Annotated in this window: 19 protein-coding genes; 15 read left to right on the top strand and 4 right to left on the bottom strand. The window is 40.3% G+C overall.

What is annotated here, in order from left to right; genetic code table 11:
* Nucleotides 1-386 precede the first annotated feature (386 nt).
* The 3 genes from FC093_RS12590 (at nucleotide 387) to FC093_RS12580 (ending at nucleotide 3,379) form a co-directional block, all read left to right on the top strand.
* Complete coding sequence (locus FC093_RS12590) at nucleotides 387-1,793, top strand: bifunctional UDP-3-O-[3-hydroxymyristoyl] N-acetylglucosamine deacetylase/3-hydroxyacyl-ACP dehydratase (RefSeq protein ID WP_137262145.1); 1,407 nt, start codon at nucleotides 387-389, stop codon at nucleotides 1,791-1,793.
* A gap of 64 nt (nucleotides 1,794-1,857) precedes the next feature.
* Nucleotides 1,858-2,655 (top strand): acyl-ACP--UDP-N-acetylglucosamine O-acyltransferase, encoded by a 798-nt coding sequence (lpxA, locus tag FC093_RS12585; RefSeq protein WP_137262144.1) that lies wholly within the window; start codon nucleotides 1,858-1,860, stop codon nucleotides 2,653-2,655.
* Nucleotides 2,656-2,773: 118 nt separating this feature from the next.
* Nucleotides 2,774-3,379, top strand: coding sequence for a Uma2 family endonuclease (locus FC093_RS12580; RefSeq protein WP_137262143.1), 606 nt, complete (start codon nucleotides 2,774-2,776; stop codon nucleotides 3,377-3,379).
* A gap of 1 nt (nucleotide 3,380) precedes the next feature.
* Here FC093_RS12580 and FC093_RS12575 read toward each other — a convergent pair whose 3' ends face one another.
* Nucleotides 3,381-3,728 carry a hypothetical protein gene (locus FC093_RS12575; protein ID WP_137262142.1) on the bottom strand — a complete coding sequence of 116 codons (348 nt, stop codon included), beginning with the start codon at nucleotides 3,726-3,728 and terminating at the stop codon, nucleotides 3,381-3,383.
* Between the two features lie 50 nt (nucleotides 3,729-3,778).
* On the opposite strand from FC093_RS12575, the gene FC093_RS12570 reads away from it, so the two are divergent.
* From FC093_RS12570 to FC093_RS12555, 4 genes are all read left to right on the top strand, one after another.
* Nucleotides 3,779-4,468 (top strand): uracil-DNA glycosylase family protein, encoded by a 690-nt coding sequence (locus FC093_RS12570; protein WP_206106561.1) that lies wholly within the window; start codon nucleotides 3,779-3,781, stop codon nucleotides 4,466-4,468.
* A 323-nt stretch (nucleotides 4,469-4,791) separates the two neighbouring features.
* Nucleotides 4,792-5,259 (top strand): hypothetical protein, encoded by a 468-nt coding sequence (locus tag FC093_RS12565; RefSeq protein ID WP_137262140.1) that lies wholly within the window; start codon nucleotides 4,792-4,794, stop codon nucleotides 5,257-5,259.
* 123 nt (nucleotides 5,260-5,382) lie between these two features.
* Nucleotides 5,383-6,357: a deoxyhypusine synthase family protein gene (locus FC093_RS12560; protein ID WP_137262139.1), complete on the top strand. Its 975-nt coding sequence runs from the start codon at nucleotides 5,383-5,385 to the stop codon at nucleotides 6,355-6,357.
* A 324-nt stretch (nucleotides 6,358-6,681) separates the two neighbouring features.
* A complete protein-coding gene (locus FC093_RS12555; protein ID WP_137262138.1) occupies nucleotides 6,682-7,719 on the top strand; it encodes a PhoH family protein in 1,038 nt (345 codons plus the stop codon).
* An 87-nt stretch (nucleotides 7,720-7,806) separates the two neighbouring features.
* Here the strand turns inward: FC093_RS12555 and FC093_RS12550 are convergent, their stop codons facing one another.
* Together FC093_RS12550 and FC093_RS12545 are read right to left on the bottom strand one after the other, a co-directional pair.
* The gene (locus FC093_RS12550) at nucleotides 7,807-8,577 is read right to left on the bottom strand and encodes a Bax inhibitor-1/YccA family protein (RefSeq protein WP_137262137.1); all 771 of its coding nucleotides are present in this window, start codon (nucleotides 8,575-8,577) and stop codon (nucleotides 7,807-7,809) included.
* Nucleotides 8,578-8,604: 27 nt separating this feature from the next.
* A complete protein-coding gene (locus FC093_RS12545) occupies nucleotides 8,605-9,492 on the bottom strand; it encodes a polysaccharide deacetylase family protein (protein WP_137262136.1) in 888 nt (295 codons plus the stop codon).
* Nucleotides 9,493-9,887: 395 nt separating this feature from the next.
* On the opposite strand from FC093_RS12545, the gene FC093_RS12540 reads away from it, so the two are divergent.
* The 8 genes from FC093_RS12540 (at nucleotide 9,888) to FC093_RS12505 (ending at nucleotide 19,825) form a co-directional block, all read left to right on the top strand.
* Entirely contained in the window at nucleotides 9,888-12,356 is a 2,469-nt protein-coding gene (locus FC093_RS12540) for an SLBB domain-containing protein (RefSeq protein ID WP_137262135.1), read from the top strand.
* A gap of 54 nt (nucleotides 12,357-12,410) precedes the next feature.
* Complete coding sequence (locus tag FC093_RS12535; protein ID WP_137262134.1) at nucleotides 12,411-13,430, top strand: Wzz/FepE/Etk N-terminal domain-containing protein; 1,020 nt, start codon at nucleotides 12,411-12,413, stop codon at nucleotides 13,428-13,430.
* 16 nt (nucleotides 13,431-13,446) lie between these two features.
* A complete protein-coding gene (locus tag FC093_RS12530; protein WP_137262133.1) occupies nucleotides 13,447-14,484 on the top strand; it encodes a GumC domain-containing protein in 1,038 nt (345 codons plus the stop codon).
* 26 nt (nucleotides 14,485-14,510) lie between these two features.
* Nucleotides 14,511-15,812 carry an oligosaccharide flippase family protein gene (locus tag FC093_RS12525; protein WP_137262132.1) on the top strand — a complete coding sequence of 434 codons (1,302 nt, stop codon included), beginning with the start codon at nucleotides 14,511-14,513 and terminating at the stop codon, nucleotides 15,810-15,812.
* On the top strand, nucleotides 15,790-16,977 hold the full coding sequence (locus tag FC093_RS12520; protein ID WP_137262131.1) for an O-antigen polymerase: 1,188 nt from the start codon (nucleotides 15,790-15,792) through the stop codon (nucleotides 16,975-16,977). Before FC093_RS12525 ends, FC093_RS12520 begins: the two co-directional genes overlap by 23 nt.
* On the top strand, nucleotides 16,970-17,932 hold the full coding sequence (locus FC093_RS12515; protein WP_137262130.1) for a glycosyltransferase family 2 protein: 963 nt from the start codon (nucleotides 16,970-16,972) through the stop codon (nucleotides 17,930-17,932). The genes FC093_RS12520 and FC093_RS12515 overlap by 8 nt, the downstream gene beginning before the upstream one ends.
* A 61-nt stretch (nucleotides 17,933-17,993) precedes the next feature.
* Nucleotides 17,994-19,073: a glycosyltransferase family 4 protein gene (locus tag FC093_RS12510; protein WP_137262129.1), complete on the top strand. Its 1,080-nt coding sequence runs from the start codon at nucleotides 17,994-17,996 to the stop codon at nucleotides 19,071-19,073.
* Nucleotides 19,074-19,081: 8 nt separating this feature from the next.
* Nucleotides 19,082-19,825: a glycosyltransferase family 2 protein gene (locus FC093_RS12505; RefSeq protein WP_137262128.1), complete on the top strand. Its 744-nt coding sequence runs from the start codon at nucleotides 19,082-19,084 to the stop codon at nucleotides 19,823-19,825.
* Between the two features lie 8 nt (nucleotides 19,826-19,833).
* Here the strand turns inward: FC093_RS12505 and FC093_RS12500 are convergent, their stop codons facing one another.
* Nucleotides 19,834-21,816, bottom strand: coding sequence for an alpha-amylase family protein (locus FC093_RS12500; RefSeq protein WP_137262127.1), 1,983 nt, complete (start codon nucleotides 21,814-21,816; stop codon nucleotides 19,834-19,836).
* Nucleotides 21,817-22,024 lie beyond the last annotated feature (208 nt).

Genomic DNA, 22,024 nt, shown 5'->3' with positions numbered 1-22,024 from the left:
CTCACTACAACTTAAGAATGCAAGTTGCATTTAAACAAATGTGTTTTTTGACCCTCACAGTATCATAAATTATTCTCTGACAAACATTAAGGGAAAGCTATAAAAGCATACAAATTTGCTCAGTTAAAATTTATTTATCTCCCTTCTTCAGGCATCACCAAAAACCAATAAATAATAACAAAGTAACTGTCTTTAATCTCCAAATCCTATCTATTTTACAATATTCCGGCCCAGGCTTCCACCATTCCGGTAATCCTTGAATCCCAAAAATCCCGGTCAAAATCCCGGTTCACACATTACTTTTGCTGCCATTGAATTTATAACAGAATTATATTATTATATATAAAATGCGGCAGTTGTGCCGGCTTGCTATTTAAACAAAACAAATGAAAGCGAACTTCAATCCCGATAAGCAACATACGCTGGAAACTTCGGTAAGTATTAGCGGCAAAGGCTTGCATACCGGTATATTGGTAGATATGACTTTGAGTCCTGCAAGTGCCGGCTTTGGCATACAATTTCAGCGTATTGACCTGCCGCACCAGCCAATGATTAAAGCCGATTGTGACCTCGTAACCGACACTGCCCGTGGTACTACACTGCAGGTTGGAGATGCCAAAGTGAGTACCGTAGAGCACCTGCTGGCAGCGCTGGTGGGTATGGGCGTGGATAATGTGCTGATAGAATTGAATGCACCCGAAGTGCCCATTATGGATGGCAGCAGCCAGCCCTTTGTAGAGCTGATAGAAGAAGCTGGCGTGCAGGAGCAGGAAGCTGCCAAAGCATGGTACAGCATTGATGAAAATATTTATCATTACGACGAGCAAAAGCGGGTAGAAATGGTGGCAATACCTGCTATGGAATATCAGATTACCACGCTGATAGATTTTAACAGCCCCGTACTGGGCACCCAATACGCGCAGTTGAAAAGTATGCAAAACTTTAAAGCAGAGGTGGCTCCCTGCCGTACCTTCAGCTTTTTGCACGAACTGGAAATGCTGCTGGATCACGATCTTATAAAAGGCGGCGATATTAACAATGCCATTGTAATTGTGGACAAACCGGTAACGGAGAAGGAGATGAGCCGCTTAGCCAAAGCTTTTGGGCGCGATAAAATGGAAGTAAAGAGTGAAGGCTATCTAAATAACCTGGAATTGCGTTTTCCTAACGAACCTGCCCGCCACAAACTGCTGGATGTGGTAGGCGATTTGGCTTTAATTGGCTACCCTATTAAAGCCCGTATTATTGCAAACCGTCCGGGGCATAGTACCAATGTAGCTTTTGCCAAAAAAATAAAGCAGTACATCAAAAAAAACAAGCACGTAAAAGATGTGCCAGTGTACAATCCTATGCAGCCGCCGGTTTTTGATTACGATCATATACAGAAAACACTGCCACACCGGTACCCTTTTTTGATGGTGGATAAGGTGATTGAACTAAGTGATACGCACATAGTAGGCATTAAGAATGTTACTGTTAATGAATGGTTTTTTTTAGGTCATTTTCCCGGAAATCCTATTATGCCGGGTGTATTGCAAATAGAAGCGCTGGCGCAAACGGGCGGTATTCTTGCCATCAACATTAGCCCCGAAGGACAATACGATACTTACTTTGTAAAAATAGATAACTGTAAGTTTAAACAAATGGTGCGCCCCGGCGATACCATGGTTATGAAAATGGAGTTTAATGCGCCCATCCGCCGCGGCTTATGCGATATGCATGGTACAGTGTATATTAATGGTAAAGTGGCAACCGAAGCAGATATGATAGCGCAAATTGTTAAAAGACAATAGCAAAACCGTTATTAAATTATTAAGGCTATTTTTGCCCGGCTTCTCAAAAGGAAGCATTTTTTGAATGATTCATCCGCATACCTATATACATGTTAATGCCAAACTCGCCCGCAATGTAAAAGTGGATCCTTTTACCGTTATCCACGAAGATGTGGAGATAGGCGAAGGGACTTGGATAGGCAGTAATGTAACCATTATGGAAGGAGCCCGCATTGGTAAAAACTGCCGTATCTTTCCGGGTGCTGTACTTGCAGCCGTACCGCAGGACCTGAAGTTTACCGGTGAAAAAACCATTATTGAAATTGGAGATAATACCACTATCCGCGAGTTTGTAACTATCCACCGCGGTACGGTTGACCGCGGCAAGACTAAGATAGGCGACAACTGTCTTATCATGGCTTACTGTCATATTGCCCACGACTGTATTGTAGGTGATAATTGCATTATGAGCAATAGCTCGCAAATGGCGGGACACGTAACTATGGGCGACTGGGCTATTATTGCAGGTGTTTGTGCTATCCAGCAGTTTACCCGTATTGGCGAGCACGCCTTTATTGCCGGCGGCAGCCTGGTAAATAAAGATGTTCCTCCTTTTATAAAAGCAGTACGCAATCCGCTAAGCTATGGCGGCGTAAACAGCGTGGGACTTAAGCGGCGTGGATTTACTTTGCAGCAAATCAATCATATTCTCGATATCTACCGGATTATATACAACAAAGGCATGAACATTACGCAAGCCCTGGAGTATATTGAAGAAGAACTACCTGCTACCGACGAGCGGGACGATATTGTCACTTTTATTCGTGAGAGCGGACGCGGTATCATTAAGCGGCATACGAAGGGTTCGGAAGAAGAGGTTTAAAGTTTACAAGCTCACAAGTTTATTGCAGCTATACAGTTAAATTCACACTGTTGTATTTTGTCGTTCATTGCATTGAACACTCTGTTTCTTTTCCTCCAAAAAGGTTAATTTTAGCCTTATGGAAACGGAACTTAAGGAACCGGCTGTTGCTTATCAAAAGCAATACATCACTGAGGAAGAATACTTAGCGATGGAAGAAAAATCCCTGGAAAAACATGGGTACTACCAGGGCGAAATATTCCTGATGTCTGGCACCAAAGTGCCGCATAATACTATTTCCATCAACTTAATAAGAGATGTAGCCACTCATTTAAAAGGTAAGTCCTGCAAGCCTTTTCACAGCGGCCAGCGTGTGTATATAGAAAAAAATGGCTTATTTACTTACCCCGACATCTTTATTGTGTGTGGTAAAACCGAAACCCGCAAAAATGATGACTGGAATATTTTAAATCCGGCTGTTATTATAGAGATGCTATCTCCTTCTACAAAAAATTATGATCGGGGCGATAAATTTAAACTGTATCGCGATTTGCCTACATTAAAAGAATACCTGCTGGTAGATTCAGAATCTATCAGTGTAGAAGCGTTTTTTATTAATAAAAATAACCGTTGGGAATTGAAGGAATATAAAAATGCAACTGATGTGTTACGGATAGAAACCATTCAGCTGAGTATTCCGCTTACTGATGTGTATGAAAGAACAGAATTAATAATTATACAATAGCTTATTCCTTCTCCTTCTGAACATGTGGTAATACAGGTTGTAGCTTCACCGCATTCGGCATTTCATCTTTTGTTGCAAAAGGCTTAAGGCAAGGCATTTTATCAACATTCATACTATATACATCACCCAAACTGCTGCTACCTACTTTCACGCCTCCGTTTCTTAATGGCAACACAGGTGTATTATCTTTAAACGGCACTTCTTTATCTGGTTGCAAATCTGGAAAAAGCATATGCAAAGTATCATTTAATTGTTTTTGCCTATAAGTATAAAGCATTGGGTTATTTGTTTGTGCCTGCACCATCAAACCGGCAAAAACAAATACAATGGAAGCAATAAAATATTTCATAGCAGCGCTGTTTATTGCTAAGTTAGCCTTTTTTATACAAAATGCAGGGTATGTCGTTTGCTCAACGGATGAAAGATTTTAATCGTAATCTGCACCTTACTGCTGCTTTGCCGCCCAATGTAGGTGTGCTCAATCCTTTTGGCGAGAACAAGTTGGCATTGTCTTGCGCCGATGCATTTTACGATAAATATTACAGCGATAATAAAAAGCGTTGGCCCATACTCGGCATCAATCCGGGGCGTTTTGGTGCCGGGCTTACCGGCGTTCCGTTTACCGATTTTAAAAGATTGCAACAGGTTTGTGGCATTGAAACCGGCGGCGCTTCATCGCACGAGCCTTCTTCCGAATTTATTTATTGCATGATAGCAGCAATGGGCGGTGTGGATGTTTTTTATAAACATTTTTATATCAACTCGATATGCCCTCTGGGTTTTATTATTCTTAAAAGCAATGGCAAATGGATGAACTATAATTACTACGATGATAAAGCTTTGTATGCAGCCGTAAAAGCATTCATTATTCAAAGCATTCAACAACAGATTGCATTGGGCTTATATACCGAAGAATGTTTCTGCCTGGGTAAAAAGAATACTGCTTACTTATCCGTTTTGAATGAAGAATTTCACTTCTTCAAAACAATCACCGAATTACCGCATCCGCGCTTTATTGTTCAATATAAAAGAAAAGAGATGAATGCCTTTATTGATGTGTATGTGGAAAAACTGAGCAAGAGAATGTAATAGTAATCTTCAATTTCGCCTGCCTTTTATTTGCATACAATATACTTCACCGCATTTACCATTCATCCAAAAGCACTACCATTTCTTATCTCAAAAATGGGGTAAAATAAGGCTTTTAGTTTTTATTATGAATATATGTATTTAGCTTAATTACAGTATGTTATGCATAGTCTAGTGCCAGTGTATCACAACCGTACAACCACTCATCCCGCCCATCTACGAAATCCTTCTTATATTCATCACAATTCGCTTCCCCACATACTGGCGGCTATCTACTTTTACATTGTCTAAACAAAAAACCATCATCTCAAAAACCTATAATTATGAAAAGGAATTCCATTATTCGCCAGGCATTTGTAGCTATGTTAGCACTTGTTGTATCTGTAGTCTCTGTTTCCCGCGCTGCCGCTATGCCCGAAAATGTTGATGCTAAAATACTAAAGCATTTTGCAAAAACATTCGCTACCGCAGAAAACGTAACCTGGAAGCATACAAGAGATTATTCTAAAGCTTCTTTCACACGCAACAACCAGCGCATGGAAGTGTTTTACGATGCGAAAGACCAACTGATATGCACCAGCACTTACATTACCCTGAATGATATGCCTTGTAATGCCTTATCCACCATCCAAAATAAGTATGACGACTATCGCTGTACTACTGCTATCAAATGCGTAGGTGCAGATGGTACTATTCGTTACTATACAGAGCTGGAAAACGATAACAAGAAAATCATCCTGCAGTCTGATGCAGACGGCTATACAGAGGTATTTAAAACCACTAAGAAATAAATGCTGAATCATTGTTGTTAAAAAGCTCCCAGAAGATCGGGAGCTTTTTTGTTGTATATAAATGGCTATTCGCACAGGTCAATTATTTGAAAGGAGTACTTTTGCAGCTTAAAAGTTTTACCTATGAATAAAGGACCCGTTTCGCAATTTATAGAGCACCATTACCGGCACTTCAATGCAGCAGCACTGGTAGATGCCGCCAAAGGATATGAGCGACACTTAATTGAGGGTGGCAAAATGATGATAACATTGGCTGGCGCCATGAGTACGGCCGAACTGGGTATTTCGTTGGCCGAAATGATACGCCAGGGCAAAGTGGATATTATAAGCTGCACCGGCGCCAACCTCGAAGAGGATATTATGAATTTGGTAGCACATAACTCGTACAAGCGGGTGCCCAACTATCGCGATTTAAGTCCGCAGGAAGAATGGGATTTATTAGAGAATGGCTATAATCGCGTAACTGATACCTGCATACCCGAAGAAGAAGCTTTTCGCCGCATACAAAAGCACATACATAAAATATGGAAAGAGGCGCAGGACAAAGGCGAGCGCTATTTTCCACACGAGTATATGTATAAATTGTTGCTGAGCGGCGTGATGAAAGAAAACTACGAAATACCGGTAGAACATAGCTGGATGATAGCAGCCGCCGAAAAAAACCTGCCTATTATTGTTCCCGGCTGGGAAGACAGCACGATGGGCAACATTTTCGCATCTTATTGCATTAAAGGCGAGTTGCAGCCTTCTACCATGAAGAGTGGTATTGAATACATGGTGTATCTCAGTGACTATTACAAACACAACAGTGGTGGAAAAGGCATTGGCTTTTTTCAGATTGGCGGTGGCATAGCCGGCGATTTTCCGATATGCGTGGTGCCCATGATGTATCAGGATCTGGAAATGCATGAGATTCCGTTCTGGAGTTATTTCTGCCAGATAAGCGATAGCACCACTTCGTATGGCTCTTACAGCGGCGCTGTACCTAACGAAAAAATTACCTGGGGAAAATTGGACATTCACACACCTAAATACATTGTAGAAAGCGATGCTACTATTGTAGCGCCGTTAATATTTGCGTATATTCTGGGCTGGTAATTTTCAGTATGATAATTGAACCTTTTGGCAGCCCTGTGAGTATGCGTTAGCAGGCATTACACAGGGCTGCTATCTTTCACCAATCATGCTTTCTTCACCATTTCTCTTCACCAATCCTGTCTTCATCTCATTATAACCCGATCATTTAACGCTGTTTCTTCCGTTCCGGGCGGAAAGTAGCTTTAAAGAGAGGTAACTATTCATATACACTTATTCTTTCACTTTTTCGCTCCTTTTTATTAACAAAAGTGTATAAACCAACCTGTGGAATACTGTGTATTTGTATTAAATTTGGGATAGAAGAGAACATAAAACCTTTACAATTTGACAGACACAATCATTAACCTCGAGACGGTAAATCCCATTGAATTCTTTGGAGTAAATAACCGCAAACTAGATCTGCTCAAAAAGAAATTTCCATTGTTGAAAATACTTAGCCGTGGCACACAAATAAAACTAAGTGGTGCACCGGAGCAGATAGATCAGGCGAAAGAAAAAATAGACCTTATTGTTCAGTACATGGAGCGCAACGGCGACCTGAGCGATAACTATTTTGAGCAAATCCTCGGCGGCGATGATGCCGAAACCATTGACAACTTTGTAGATCGCAATCCTAACGACATTCTGGTATTTGGACCAAACGGCAAAACCGTTCGCGCCCGCACTGCCAACCAAAAGAAGATGGTACAGGCAGCCGACCGCAACGATATAGTTTTTGCTATTGGACCTGCAGGTACCGGTAAAACCTACACGGCGGTAGCTATTGCAGTTCGTGCGCTCAAAAACAAGCTGGTCAAAAAGATTATTCTTACCCGCCCGGCCGTAGAAGCAGGCGAAAGCTTAGGCTTTTTGCCCGGCGATTTAAAGGAAAAGATCGATCCGTATTTGCGGCCATTGTATGATGCGCTGGACGATATGATACCCGCCGATAAACTGGGCTATTATATGAGTACGCGTACCATCGAGATTGCACCGCTGGCTTATATGCGTGGTCGCACATTGGATAATGCGTTCATTATTTTGGATGAAGCGCAGAACGCCAACGATTTGCAGCTGAAGATGTTTTTAACGCGTATTGGCGCTAATGCCAAAGCCATTATTACCGGCGACCCTACACAGGTGGATTTGCCACGTAATATGCAGAGCGGTTTAAGCAAAGCAGCCAGAATATTGCGGAATATTGATGGCATTGCGCATATCGAGCTGGATGAAGAAGATGTGGTACGTCACCGTTTGGTGAAAGCCATCATTAAGGCGTATAATAAAGACGGAGAAGAGCAATTGGCTCATCAGCAACATAATGAAGGGCATCAGCCGCGTCATTACAGGGATTACAATAATAAAAAGGAATATAGAGAATAATTAGAAGGGAGATACAACAAAAACAGCCGGTTCTTAAAAAGACCGGCTGTTTTATTTATTACTTGTTTATGGAAAAGCTACAAATAATTAACTTCTGTTGTTGGCAAAACGGCTTAAAAGCTTCAATATTTCCAAATACAACCAAACCATAGTTACCAGTAAGCCCCATGCGCCATACCACTCCATGTATTTGGGTGCGCCGGTGTTTGCTCCTACTTCAATCATTTCAAAGTCAAGAATCAGGCTTAATGCAGCAATGGCCACAATAAACAGGTTGATACCAATAGCCAGGGGGCTGCTGTTGCTGATACTCATAAATGGTATGTAAATATGAAATAAAGACAACACAAAAGTGATGAGATAGAAAATCATAATACCGAACACCGAAGCCATAATCACGGCTTTAAATTTTTGTGTAGGCCTGATAATGCGGAAGCTGTACAGCAGAAACATAGCGACAGCCACACCAAATGTAAGTCCAACGGCTGTCAATATCAGGTTGGGAGCTTTTGCTGCAAACATATCGTTGAAAATGGCTGATAAAGCGCCTAACACAAAACCTTCGAGCAAGCCATAGGCAGGCGCCAGGTATTTGGCAAGCGTAGGCTTGAATGAGATAACCAAACCGGTAATCATTCCACCAAAAAGACCAATCATTAAGAAGGTGCTCATAGTGTTTTGCTGCAGGTTATAATACATATTCCAGGTGTACACAGCGCCTACAATCACCATCGTCAGCAAAAAGCCAAACTTTACAATAGAGCCTCTTACGGTCATTACGCCGTCGTTGGTACGATCTACACTTCGCTCGAAAATCTTTTCGGACAGCGTAGGATTGCCTGATTGAAAAAGTGCCATAGTTTTATTTCCTTTTTTATTTTTTACTTATAAATTGATTGTTTGCCGTTGCATTGGGTATTTGTCAACAGTTTCAAATACATAATGCGGATTTTGTTTTAATATAGATACAAATTTAAATAAAGAATCGGTATAAGCCGGTGTATGAAACATACGGTCGTGTGCCAATAATACAATATTATTCTTTCTATAACATTCGTTCTTTTGCAGCGTATTCTCCACCATTTTTACCATAGTTTCCACGCTCTGTACCGGCCTGGCGCCACCACGGTCCGGTTTAAAGTTCCACTCCACATCCCAGCCTATTACTTTATACCCGGCTGAGTCCAACAAAGCACAAACCGGCTTAGTAAGTTTTGAAGCCTTGATAACGCCGTTGCGTACCCAACTGCTATTACCCGGCAGGCGAACAATTTTATAAGGTACTTGTAGCGAATCCTGTGCCCTTTTAAAATCTGCCAAAGCGGCATAAGGATGGGTATAAAATGCTTTGTATTTATCGCGAAAAGCATGGCTGAAGCTGTGGTTGGCTAATAAGGTAACCGGGTAATTATCGTCAATAGTATCTGCTATGGCTTTGTAATGGGCATCCCACCGGTGCATACCTACCATAAAAAAGCTTGCTTTTACGCCCAACTGCTCTATCGTACGGAAGCAAGCCATAGTGCCGGGCTGTGGGCCATCATCGAAAGTAAGATAAATGTACTGTTTGGTGCTATCGTAAATAGCTTCGTTCGCAGCAGCTACTCCAGCCTTTGTATTTTTTGTTGCAGCTATTCCGGCTTCGGCCTTTGCACCGGCAATATGCCGCACGTTATGTGTATCACCCGATGGGCTGTTGCAACTTACAAGTACACTATTTACAAGGGAAAGCAGAAGGGTAAAACGGAGAAAACACCAGGTTGCGGACAACATATTTTGGTAAATGAGGGAGTAAAGATAGAAGGGCAGCCTAATAAGTTTAAGCGTAAAGGATAATTTAACTAAACAGCAAAGATATCAACATAGCGCTTTGTTGCTGCCGCTGTAAATATGAACACACTTTTGTAAGAATAAAAAATAATAATATAAAATTTCATACATCGCCCATTTTACGCGGGTTCAGCAGGTGCGTACTTACGCAAGTAAGCGTTAAAAACTCTACATTTGCACGCTTTTTTAAACGGAAAATCGTTTAAAAATTACTGCTGTACAAAGTTCTTGCATTAAACTTTTTTTAATTACTGCTGCAGTGCTGCTTTGTAATTGTACAAGCCGGGTACAGTATTATTTTATTAAGTATTAAAGCCTTTGGCTTTGCTAAAATCATTATGAAAAAAATCATTTTCTTAGGGCTTTTACTGCTTTCCTGCTTTTATACCTTGTATGCTCAAACCTTGCCGGCTAATTTTTCAAATATAAAGTCAGCTTCTATTTCCGACAATCAGCTTACGCAAATTATCCAGCAAATGACGGCTGCAGGCTATACGCCCGGTCAGTTTTTTGAGCTTGCCGTAGCAAGAGGCATGAACCCTTCGGAAGCGAACCTTGTGCAGGAACGCATTAATAAGAAAACAGGCCCGCTGAACGCCAATGATCGTAACGATACTGCTATTAATAATTATAATAGCGGCCGCAATTACAATTTCAACAACAGCGATACCCTTGGCTTCGACTCGCTGGGGCGAAGAAAACCCAATGATACACTCCATGTAAGGCCCAATCCTAACCAGTTGCAAGTGTATGGTGCAGAAATTTTTAGCAACAGTAATCTTACTTTTGAGCCTAACCTGCGCATTGCCACACCACTCAATTATATTATTGGTCCAGATGACGAAATTGTTGTTATTATTTCGGGCTACCAGGAATACAACAACCGTTTTAAGGTAAACCCCGAAGGATTTATTTCTATTCCCAATGTTGGTGTAGTGTATGTGGCGGGTTTAACATTTGAAGAAGCATCGCAGCGCATTAAAGACAAACTGGCTGCTAATGGCTACAGCAATATACGCACCGGTCTTACCAAAGTAAATATTACGCTTGGCGATATCCGCAGCATACATGTAACGCTTATTGGCGAAGTAAAAAGACCGGGCACTTATACTTTGCCATCGCTCGCTACCGTTTTCAACGCTTTATATGCCTCTGGCGGGCCTAATAACCGCGGCTCTTTCCGCAATATTGAGGTTATCCGCAATAACCGCGTAGTGGATACATTGGATGTATATGCTTTTTTGAGCAAAGGCGATCTAAGCAGTAATATTTTATTAGCCGACCAAGACATTATTCGCATACCAATCTACACCAGGCGCGTAACACTCAAAGGTGCTTTTAAGCGTCCCGCCATTTTTGAAGTAGCGTCTGGCGAAACCCTGCAGGATGTTATGAACTATGCCGGCGGCTTCAGCGACTCAGCGGCAACTGCATTTATTTCGGATGTGCAAATTACAGGCACTGGTCGCCGTATTGTGGATATACCCAACAGTGACTACGCCACTTTTGTACCCCAAAACGCCGATGTATATACTGCAGATACGGTTCAGGACCGCTACGAAAACCGTGTGCAGGTAACCGGCGCTGTATTTGCGCCCGGCAACTACGCCTGGCACCCCGGCATGACACTAAAAGAGCTGTTCGAAAAGGCAAGAGGTATAAAGGAAGAAGCATATCTGAAGCAAGGTTTTATACGCCGCCTGCAAAGCGATTATACTCCAATGGCAGTGGACTTTAATGTAGCGGATGTGCTTGCCGGCAGAAGTAATGTGGTATTGCAAAGAGAAGATATAGTAACCATTTTATCCAATTTTGATTTGCGCGAGAACTTTAATGTTACGGTAGATGGTGCAGTAGCCAAGCCGGGCAATATTCCGTTTATAGACAGTCTTACCTTGCAGGATGCCATTTTGCAGGCCGGCGGCTTAACTATCGGGGCGGATAAGAAAATAGAAATTTCGCGCCGGGTAAAAAATACCAACCCTTTTGATAAGAATGCCCCCATCTCACAAACGATAGAAGTGGTGTACGACTCCTCGTTTTTCAACGGCAGCAGCAATATCTGGCTGCAGCCTTACGACCGCATTTTTGTAAAAACCAATCCTTCTTTTGTACTGCCGGAGCAGGCTTTTGTAAATGGCGAAGTATTGTATCCTGGTGGCTATACTTTACAAACAAAAATGGAAACGGCTACTTCGCTCATTGATCGTAGCGGCGGGTTGTTGCCTACGGCTAATGCCGGCTCGGCTTATTTATTAAGACTGCGGGATAATGCCTCCGAAGCAGAACGCCGGCGGCACCTGGAAGCCATTACTAGTGGCGATGAGAAGCAGGTGTATATTACCAACGATATGCTAAGCGCGTATGATAAATTTATTCTAAACCTTAATTTTTTAAGAGCACATCCGGGTTCGGTACAGGATGTAGTGCTGAAGCCGGGCGATGTATTGGTCATCAACCGCCTTAATAATAATGTAAAAGTGAGTGGACAGGTATATAATCCTTCTATCTCGGTGTACGAAAAAGGCAAATCGCTGGAATATTATATTGACCGCGCCGGTGGTTACGCACCCAACAGTAAAAAGAAAAACACGCTGGTATTATATCCCAATGGGGAAGCCCGTAAGGTGAGCCATTTTTTATTCTTTAAACACACACCTAAGATAGAGCCCGGCGCCGAAATTATTGTGCCCAAAGAGCAGATAAGAGAAAGACACCGTCTTACCACCTCTGAAGTAGTAGCTATTACCGGCAGCGTGGCATCGCTGGCGGCTGTGGTAGTGGCATTGATGAATTACATAAAATAAAGTACGCCAGCAAAGAACGCATTCAACCGTTATCGTAAGCAAAGTATTTACTTCATGGAGCAAACTGAAAAGAAAAACATTGCCGCTATCAAAGAATGGAGCAGTTACATTTGGAGCAAATGGAAGCTGATCCTGCTCGTTGCTGTAATAGGCGGTGTACTGGGACTGGTGTTTGCCTTGTTTAAAAAAGTAACGTACAAAAGTGAACTGACTTTTGTATTATCCAACGAAGACAACAACGATTTATCCAGCCTTACCAGTCAGTTCGGCATCAGCTTGGGCGGTAGCAACGACGTTTTTTCGGCAGACAACATCGTTAATCTTTTTACCTCCAGAAAAATGGTGCAATGGGCGCTTTTTCAAAAAGTACCAAATACTAACCAAAAGCTGCTGGACATTTATGTAAAAGAAAATAAACTGGATAAAGAATGGGGCAAAGAGCAGCGATTGCAACATGTACTACCTTTTCCGGATAATATGGAGAAAGTTTCGCCTTTGCAGGATAGCCTGCTCCGCGAAATACATAAAGACATTATTACTAAATATCTGGAGATTGGAAGACCCGACACCAAGCTCTCGTTTTTTACAGTAAAAACTATTTATAGCAGCGAAGTATTCAGTTGTTATTTTACCAAATACATAGTGGATGCCACTTCAAAACTCTATATTGATACAAAGACGAGTCTTGCACGGCAAAACCTGCAAATGTTGCAGCGAGAGGCAGATAGTATTCATGCGCTCATCAACGGTGCTATTACTGCTACCGGCACTGCAACCGACCAGGTGTTTAATCTCAATCCTTCCATGCAGGCACAGCGTTCGCCCATATACAAAAACCAGTTTAAAGCACAGGTAAACGAAGCGGCTTACGGCGAAGTGCTGAAGAACCTGGAGCTGGCAAAAATTTCATTACAAAAGCAATCTCCTATTTACCTGATATTGGACGAGCCGCATCTGCCGCTGGAAAGAATTGGACAGGGAAAACTATTGAGCCTTATTGCCGGTTTGTTTATCGGCGGTATATTGGCTGTATTGTTTGTTGTTGCCAAAAAATTTGCACAAAATATCTTTTGAACCCAGTAAATGAGTCATGCCTGCAAGCATCAATTACATCTCTATCAAAAACTTTGTAGCAAAAGCAAAGGACTGGATTCGGTACCTGGCAGCAAGGCGTGTGCGCATTGTTATCGTAGCGCTCATTGGTGGCATTATAGGCTTGATGGTTGCACTTTTTTCGAAACCCACTTATACCGGTAACCTCACATTCGTACTCTCTTCCGAAAGTAACCCAAGCGGTGGATTGATGGCATTGGCAAACCAGTTTGGCTTAAGCTTCGGCTCTAAAAACAATGCGTTTGATGGCGAAAACATCATCAAATTATTTGAGTCTAAAAAAATGTTTGAAAGAGCTTTATTTCAAACGATTCCGCAGAATAATCAACTGCTGATAAATGAAATGTGCAGGGAAGAAAACTTCTTTAAAGACTGGCAAAAAGAAGCACGTTTGCAACCGCTGATTCCCTTTACCATCAGCGATACGGCTGCAACAGGTGTAAAAGACAGTTTGATAACAGAGGTATATAAATATGCGCTGTTGCACTATTTGAAGCTGGATAAGATTGAGAAAGAACTGAATTTTTATAAAATATCTGTTACATCGGGCAGCGAACACGTTGCTCATTTTTTACCCCTTGCGCTAACCAATGTAACAGCTAATTTTTACACCGAAATAAAATCGGACATTGCTAGGCGCAACCTGCAAATGCTGGAGCATGAAGCAGATAGTTTGAAATATGAGTTGGATAAAAGTCTGCAATCTTCTTTGGTGCAAAGAGAGCAGGTATTCAATTTAAACCCTGCTTTTCAATCGGCAGAAGCGCCTGCAAAAAAGAGCGAAGTACAAACACGCGTATTGCAGGAAACGTATCAGACCGTAGTACAAAACCTGGAAATAGCGCGGGCTACGTTGCAAAAAGTAACGCCCGTTTATCAGGTGATTGATGAGCCGGGATTAGCTTTGCCAGTGTCTAAACCGGGACTGGTGAGTTCCTTTTTAATAGCCGCTTTGCTGGCTACTTTCTTTTGTGTGTTTTTTTTATTAATCAAAAAGACACTCGAAGAATCCTAGTTTAAAAATTGTAATTCTTTACATACATGCTGCTGAAGTATATAGAAAATTTTAGCTTAAAAAGAACATTACAATCCACCATATTTAAGAACTACTTTTTCTTATCTATTTATCAGGTGGTCAACTTTGCAGTGCCGCTGATAATTGTACCGTATCTAATCAGCCGGATTGGCGTTGCCAACTTTGGATTAGTTGCATTTTCTTATGCTTTTGTCAATTACTTTAATGTGATTGTAGATTATGGATTTAATTTATCTGCTACGCAACGCATCTCTGTAAATAGAAGTAATAAAGAGGTGGTCAATACTATTTTTTCTACAGTGTATATAAGCAAACTGATTTTTTTGTCAATATGCTTTCTGCTGTATATAGCGCTCATTTATACTTTTCCTGTTTTGTATGCTCAACGCTGGTTGCACCTTAGCAGTTTTGCTATTGTAGTGGGGCAGGCACTCATTCCTATCTGGCTGTTTCAGGGTATGGAAGATATGAAGTTTTTAGCCATCTGCAACATCTTGTCAAAGCTCATTTACTTTGCGTGCATACTGCTGTATATACGGCTGCCAACCGACTATTATTTAGTCAATTTATTCCAGGGTTTGTCGGCCATTGTAGCAGGTATATTGAGCATCTATATTGTTTTAAAAAAATTCAATGTGCGGTTTGTGCGTATAACTGTTAAGGATGTAAAAACTGAAGTTACCAGTGGTAAAATGTTGTTCTTTTCTTCGGTTGCAGTGAATATTTATTTAAATTCCAATGCCTTTATTCTGGGTGTTTTTGCATCGCCGGCCGAAGTGGGTATTTATAGCATCGCCGAAAAAGTATATTATGCATTGAAGCAATTAAGTAATGTTTTTTCACAGGTAATCTTTCCGCAAATCTGTTTGCTGGCAGCAAGTTCAGTTACTGCATTAAAGGCATTTCTAAAGAAGGTATTTGTACCTTTTATTGCACTTATAATGCTGGCGTGTGTTGTGGTTTTCTTTGCCACGCATCTTATCTCCAGCTATTTTTTAAAAGGCGAAATCAATTATCATTTGATTTTGCTCATTAATATTTTTTGCATCGCCATTATTATAAATGCATGCGATATTCCGGCATTTCAAACCTTGCTTGCGTACAACGAAAAAAATAAATATGGCTTGGTGCTGATACTCGGTTGCGCCATCAACATCATTGCAAATATTGTGTTGGTTAACTTGTTTAAATCATTAGGAACAGTGTATGCCATATTAATTACCGAATCGTTCATTACGTTTGGGTTGGGATATTATTTTTTTAAAGTTTTAAAACAAAAAAGCCATGAAATACCGCACCATCTTTAGCCCATTCATGGCGTATTGTTTTGCTTTTTTGCTGGTGATTCCTATTTACCTGCTCGACTGGTCGTACCTGTTTCCAAAGCTTACTTTTACGCTCCTGTTTTTCTTCCTGATTACTTTTTGTATAGCTATTCTTGGCGCCTTATTTTTTAAAGATTTACTGAGCCTGGAATACAAAAAACAAAAGGTAGAAGTAAAGGATATATACGCAATATTGTTAGTGCTATTTTACCTGCTGGAGTTTGCTTATTCAAGGTCTGTTCCATTACTTGCATTGCTGCGCAATATTACTTTTCAGGATATTGCGGCTACCTTTGGTATTCCTGTCTTTCATGTGTTTTTGGTAGGTTTTACTGTTTTTCTCAGCATCTTTTTCTTTCATAGTTATTTATCTCAAAAGAGAAAGAAATACCTGCTGTACTATATCTTAACCCTTGTACTTACACTATTAGTTATCAGCCGTATTACACTTACATTTATTTTTATCGGTTCAGTTTTGGTGTATCTGATGTCTATTCAAAAAAACTTTGCTGGTAAGATTCTTAAGATAGCAGTAATAGCGATGTTGTTTTTTTTAGCGTTTGGTTTTATTGGTAATTTACGAACCGGCAATGAGGTGGATGCCGGCGAGGTGATTTTAAATGTAAGCGAAGCCAAACCTTCTTTCAGGCAATCAGGCATACCCGATTCGTACTTTTGGGCGTATATGTATATTGCTTCCCCGTTGGCAAACCTGCAGCTCAACATCAATAGGCGGGAAGTTGCTTTTACCAAAAACAATTTGCAGCAATTAGTGATTCACGAGTTTTTTTGGGATGCGGTGAGTAAACGTATTGATGAAAAGTACAACTTCAATCGTACAGATATTACTCAAATTAATCTTGCTTTTAACGTAGGCACCGTGTTCTCCCATGCGTATGCTTATTTAGGTCTTTGGGGCATGTATATCATGTTTTTCTTTATAATGTTGCTGACTGCTGTTTTTTTATTTACATTGAATACAGCGAGTAAATATTATATCACTTATCTCGCTTGCCTCAACACGCTTATCATTCTAAGCATTTTTGATAACGTATTTACTTTTACACCGCTGAGTATTATTTTAATTTTTCCGCTGCTTGAAAAATTAAAACACTTTTTCATTAAATCTACGCCTGCAGATGAATGAATCCGTTACCATATTACTCGCTACTTATAATGGTGAAAAATATTTGAGTCGTCAGATAGAGAGTTTACTACACCAGACATATAGCAACTGGCGTTTACTCATCCGCGATGACCATTCTACTGATAAAACACCTGTTATTATTCAACAATATTGTACAGCTTATCCCGATAAGATTTTTGTTGTGGAAAATAACAGGAGCAATAGTGGTAGTGTTTTAAATTTTAGTGCGCTGTTGAGCGCAGCTACAGATGCTGCATACATTATGTTTTGTGACCAGGATGATGAATGGATGAATAATAAAATAGCAATTACCTTACATAAAATGCTGGAACTGGAAAAGCAATATGGAAGCAACTTTCCTGTAATGGTGTTCACTGATTTTTTGTATGCCGATGAAAACCTGAACGTTATAGAATCGAAGAAAAAATTTACCGTTAACAGGATAAAAGACATTGCGTTTCCACAAATGCTGGTACAAAACCCGGCTTATGGTTGCACCGCTATGATAAACAGAACGCTTGCCGGTAAAGTGGCTGTAATACCACCGCAGGCAGAGAATCATGATTACTGGATAGCATTGGTGGCAGCGGCTTTTGGTAAATTGTATTATCTGCCTCAAAAAACAATTTTATATCGCCAGCACACCAGCAATGTATCGGGCAATTACGACAATAGTTCTCTTAACAAAAGAGTACAGAGAATTATCGTAAACAAAAAAAATCTATCCATACTTACTCAAAAGAAGCACATGCTGCTACAATTTAAAAAGCAGTATTATCCGCAACTGAGTACGAATTTTAAAATGACATTAGACGATTTTATGGCATTATACAATAACACCTCTTTACCACTGCTATGGAAGAACCTACGCAATGGCATCAGAAGCCAAACAATGCTTCAAACATTATTGTTGTACGGCAGTTTCTTTTTTTATAAAAATAAAGATGCGCACTAAACTTTCTTTCTGCACACTTCCTTGCTTTGCCTGATGTGTTGCATTCTATAAAACTGTATTAATGACTATCTATTTCGACAATATTGTTTATTCTTTACAGACGGCAGGAGGCATCTCGGTATATTGGTACGAGCTGAGTAAGCGATGGCTGCAATCGGCAGCCGACATTTATTTTATAGAAAGAGCAAATACAAATAATATCTTCAGAAATGAATTAATTATTCCAAATAAAGTAATTATTCCAGACCGGCAATTGCCGCTTATCTCATCAAGATATTTACCAGTATCATTTACATCAGCAGAGCGGTGCATTTTTCATTCCAGTTACTACAGAACAACAAATAACAAGCACGCATTACCGGTAGTTACGGTACATGATTTTACTTATGAAAAAATGCGCAGCGGCATAAAAAAAAAGATTCATCAATCACAAAAGAAAGCAGCGCTGGATAAGGCAAATGGCATTATCTGCATATCAGAGAATACCAAAAAAGATATGCTGGAATTGTATCCTTATTTATCAAAAAAGAAGATTGCTGTTATCTATAATGGTGTAAGTGAATCTTTCTTTCCAATAACTGATAAACAGGAATTGATAGCAGATAATTGTTTAACAGAACTGGCTGATAAAAAATATGTAGTATTTATAGGAAGCAGGGAAGATTATAAAAATTTTTCTTTTGCAGTGCATGTGCTGCGAACCTTGGAAGATCACACTTTAGTAATGGTTGGCGGTGGATTATTAAGCGGCGAAGAAGAAACTTTTCTGCAGCAATCGCTTGGTGATCGCTGGCAACATTTTCTTGGAATTAATAACAATATCTTGAATAAGCTATACAACTTTGCACAATTTTTATTGTATCCATCTGCGTATGAAGGTTTCGGTATTCCGGTGATTGAAGCAGAGCGCGCAGGCTGCCCGGTAATTGCTTTGAACGCTTCTTCTATACCCGAGATTGCCGGCAATAAGCAATTGCTTTTGCATACAACGGATGTACAGGAATGTATAGCAAAAATGAATTACCTGCAGGCAAACCGCAGTGAGGTGATAGCGAATGGCATTGCTAACAGCAGGCAGTATAGCTGGGATATTTGTTTTGATAAAGTAAAAGACTTCTACCAGGAAGTGCTGAACAGTTAAAACGTATTATGAAGGTTTCCATTATTACCGTAGCATATAACAGCGAGGCAACCATACGCGATACGATAGAATCTGTTATCCGTCAAACGTATGCAAACATTGAATACATTATTATTGATGGTGCTTCAACAGATAATACGATGTCGGTCATTGAATGGTATAAAGATAAAATTCACACCATTGTTTCGGAGCCGGATAAGGGTTTGTACGATGCCATGAACAAAGGCATACAATATGCGACCGGCGATGTGATTGGCATACTCAACTCGGATGATTATTATGAAAATAATGAAGTGATTGAAAAAGTAGTCAGCCTAATAAAGCAAACAAATGCTGATGTATGTTACGCCGATCTGAATTATGTTCATCCCGTAAATACCGCTAAAGTTATCCGTCGGTGGAAATCGGGCAGGTTTCAAAAATCGTCGTTTTATTATGGATGGATGCCACCGCATCCCACCATTTTTGTAAAGCGGCAGGTATATGAAAAAGTAGGACTTTTTAATGTGTGCTTTAAATCAGCCGCTGATTACGAAATTATATTGCGCATCTTTTTTAAGAACAATTTTGTTATTGCTTATTTACCCGAAACCATTATTTGCATGCGCACAGGCGGCACCAGCAATGCATCTTTAAAAAACAGGATAAAAGCTAATAAGGAAGACCGCATGGCATGGAAAATAAATGGCATCAAGCCTTATTTTTTTACACTACTGCTTAAGCCCTTCCGCAAGATTATTCAATATTTTTAAATGATTGCCTATTCTGCTACGATCATTTCATGTATCTTAAAGCCTGGAACCTGTATGGTATAAGTGTTATTGGCATAATCATACTTTGGTGTTGTATTCTCCGGCTGCAATTTTATTTGCAGCTTTTTAGCGCTGTGCAATTTTACAGTAAGCGGTTCCAATGCAGGTATAGCACCATTTGCTGCATTTTTAGTATTGATAAGATTAATCACCGTTTTGCCGTTCACCATATTGATAGTTACATGCACATTGCGCGAACCCGTTACTTGCACCATAGGATTGGTAAACAGTTTTTCGGTTACTGCATCCAGCATTTGCTTATATACTGCATATTTGGCATTGGAAGCAGCACTGCTCTGGTTGATAAAAAGGCAGGCTATTTGGCCTTTACCATATTTTCTTACTGCAGCAACGGGTAACGTGTTTGCAGATGCATTTTCACCGGCAAGCACGTCTTTTATCTCTTCGGTGCCAGACTGTAAAGCAAATGGCTGTATGGAAAACGAATAAGCAGCATTACCCGGCTTTAAATTTAATGTACTTGCTTTACCAGTTGCACTTTTGTTTAGTTGAACACCGGCATATTTTGCAAATTTCATAGCATTATCAGGTCCCAATAACAATAGAGTTCCGCCATTGGAAACATACTGCAACAGTTTCTCCTGATACTGTTGTGCCACGCCCAGTTCGGGCACTACGATCAACGGATAATCATTCGCCCTTGCGTTTAACTGATGCTCCATTATTATTTCTGCGGGCTGCTGATTATCCAATAATGCATACAACGTATTGCGGACAGTAGCAATATCTATGTTTTGAAAAATCCCGGTATTTTTAGTTAATTGGTTAGTGCCACTGTACAGCACAGCAATTTGCTTAACCGGAGTGGCATGCTGACAATACGCTTGTCGCGCACGCATAAACCTTGCAGCTTCCGTAAGCGTGTTCAGGTAATTCTTTTTTATAGAAGCATCGCGGTTTTGTGGAAAATAACATTGCCATGCGCCACCCATTGCTATTACTTCCGCAGCTTCCTGGAACAATACATCGGTAGATCTTATGCCTTTATTATCAAAGCCCCACGACATGAGGTCCCAGGGTTTATTATAGGTTAATGCCTGCGAAGAGAAAGTACGTGCATCAAAGGCAACCTTATGCAAATCGCCCTGGCTGGAGGGTATATCGCCCGATAGAAAATCGACATCTACATCAATAGGTAAGGGTGCATACGAAGAGTATAACCAATTGGTACCTATTTCAACATTCTTATCAAAATTATGTAGCTGGTTAACATATTTATTTACATACCGGATAAATGCTGCACGCTCAAAACGTACTAATGCTTTATAAGCAGATGTGTTTTTGTTAGCAGTAACAGTTGAAATACCTGTTTGTTTTTTAAACTGTGCTAATGCATTCTGACTATAGTCGGGTTGTGTTGCCCAGGTATCGCCATCAATCCAAACTCCATCTATGTTGTAATTTTTTATCAACTCTTCTAATTGTGGAATCATCAGTGAGTCTTCGTAATTACTAAATACCGAAGCTAACTCTGTACTTACTTTTTTATTGCCATCCACCACACCCCAGTTGGGATGTTTTTTTAAAGCCGCCTTATCCAACAGACCAGAATAATGCGCATACAAACCTACTCCATACTTCGCCGTTTCCTGCCTCCATATCTTCAGCGCATCTTTTGTAAAGCCACCTGCTGCAGTGCCTACTTTGGTAGGAAAGCTGGCAACGCCCGGATGTCCTTTACTATCAACCTGCACAAAATCGGGCTTCACCTGCTCCAAAAACGCATCTATCATGTCGGCAGTTACCGTTTTACCTATCTCTGTATCCGCAGCAGTTGCATGAAAATCGAAATGCACACCAAAGAAACAATCTTTCCTTTGCAAAGGTGCTTTGCCAGATTGTGAATGGCTTGTATAAATACATAACAACAACAGCGTGGTTGCCAGTGCTTTCTTAATAGAATAGATCATAATTATTAAACATTTTACATTATTAAAGTTATACACAGTTGAAGACAGGAAAGAACCATAATAATTATTGTATTAGTTGCTTTTTAATTCACTTCGTTTAATCCTTATTATATTTAACCCCGTTAATATTATTAATATTATAAGTTTATAAAAAATATGCCATTACTATAGTATAGCTATTATTCTTATCTGTTTACGCTTGTAAACC

The organism is Ilyomonas limi, from assembly GCF_005233845.1.
GTDB lineage: Bacteria > Bacteroidota > Bacteroidia > Chitinophagales > Chitinophagaceae > Ilyomonas > Ilyomonas limi.
This window is presented reverse-complemented; position numbering and strand designations above follow the sequence as displayed.

Coding starts and splice junctions, on each gene's coding strand:
- FC093_RS12590 (WP_137262145.1), top strand. CDS start 387: ATGAAAGCGAACTTCAATCCCGATAAGCAACATACGCTGGAAACTTCG.
- lpxA (WP_137262144.1), top strand. CDS start 1,858: ATGATTCATCCGCATACCTATATACATGTTAATGCCAAACTCGCCCGC.
- FC093_RS12580 (WP_137262143.1), top strand. CDS start 2,774: ATGGAAACGGAACTTAAGGAACCGGCTGTTGCTTATCAAAAGCAATAC.
- FC093_RS12575 (WP_137262142.1), bottom strand. CDS start 3,728: ATGAAATATTTTATTGCTTCCATTGTATTTGTTTTTGCCGGTTTGATG.
- FC093_RS12570 (WP_206106561.1), top strand. CDS start 3,779: ATGTCGTTTGCTCAACGGATGAAAGATTTTAATCGTAATCTGCACCTT.
- FC093_RS12565 (WP_137262140.1), top strand. CDS start 4,792: ATGAAAAGGAATTCCATTATTCGCCAGGCATTTGTAGCTATGTTAGCA.
- FC093_RS12560 (WP_137262139.1), top strand. CDS start 5,383: ATGAATAAAGGACCCGTTTCGCAATTTATAGAGCACCATTACCGGCAC.
- FC093_RS12550 (WP_137262137.1), bottom strand. CDS start 8,577: ATGGCACTTTTTCAATCAGGCAATCCTACGCTGTCCGAAAAGATTTTC.
- FC093_RS12545 (WP_137262136.1), bottom strand. CDS start 9,492: ATGTTGTCCGCAACCTGGTGTTTTCTCCGTTTTACCCTTCTGCTTTCC.
- FC093_RS12540 (WP_137262135.1), top strand. CDS start 9,888: ATGAAAAAAATCATTTTCTTAGGGCTTTTACTGCTTTCCTGCTTTTAT.
- FC093_RS12535 (WP_137262134.1), top strand. CDS start 12,411: ATGGAGCAAACTGAAAAGAAAAACATTGCCGCTATCAAAGAATGGAGC.
- FC093_RS12530 (WP_137262133.1), top strand. CDS start 13,447: ATGCCTGCAAGCATCAATTACATCTCTATCAAAAACTTTGTAGCAAAA.
- FC093_RS12525 (WP_137262132.1), top strand. CDS start 14,511: ATGCTGCTGAAGTATATAGAAAATTTTAGCTTAAAAAGAACATTACAA.
- FC093_RS12520 (WP_137262131.1), top strand. CDS start 15,790: ATGAAATACCGCACCATCTTTAGCCCATTCATGGCGTATTGTTTTGCT.
- FC093_RS12515 (WP_137262130.1), top strand. CDS start 16,970: ATGAATGAATCCGTTACCATATTACTCGCTACTTATAATGGTGAAAAA.
- FC093_RS12510 (WP_137262129.1), top strand. CDS start 17,994: ATGACTATCTATTTCGACAATATTGTTTATTCTTTACAGACGGCAGGA.
- FC093_RS12505 (WP_137262128.1), top strand. CDS start 19,082: ATGAAGGTTTCCATTATTACCGTAGCATATAACAGCGAGGCAACCATA.
- FC093_RS12500 (WP_137262127.1), bottom strand. CDS start 21,816: ATGATCTATTCTATTAAGAAAGCACTGGCAACCACGCTGTTGTTGTTA.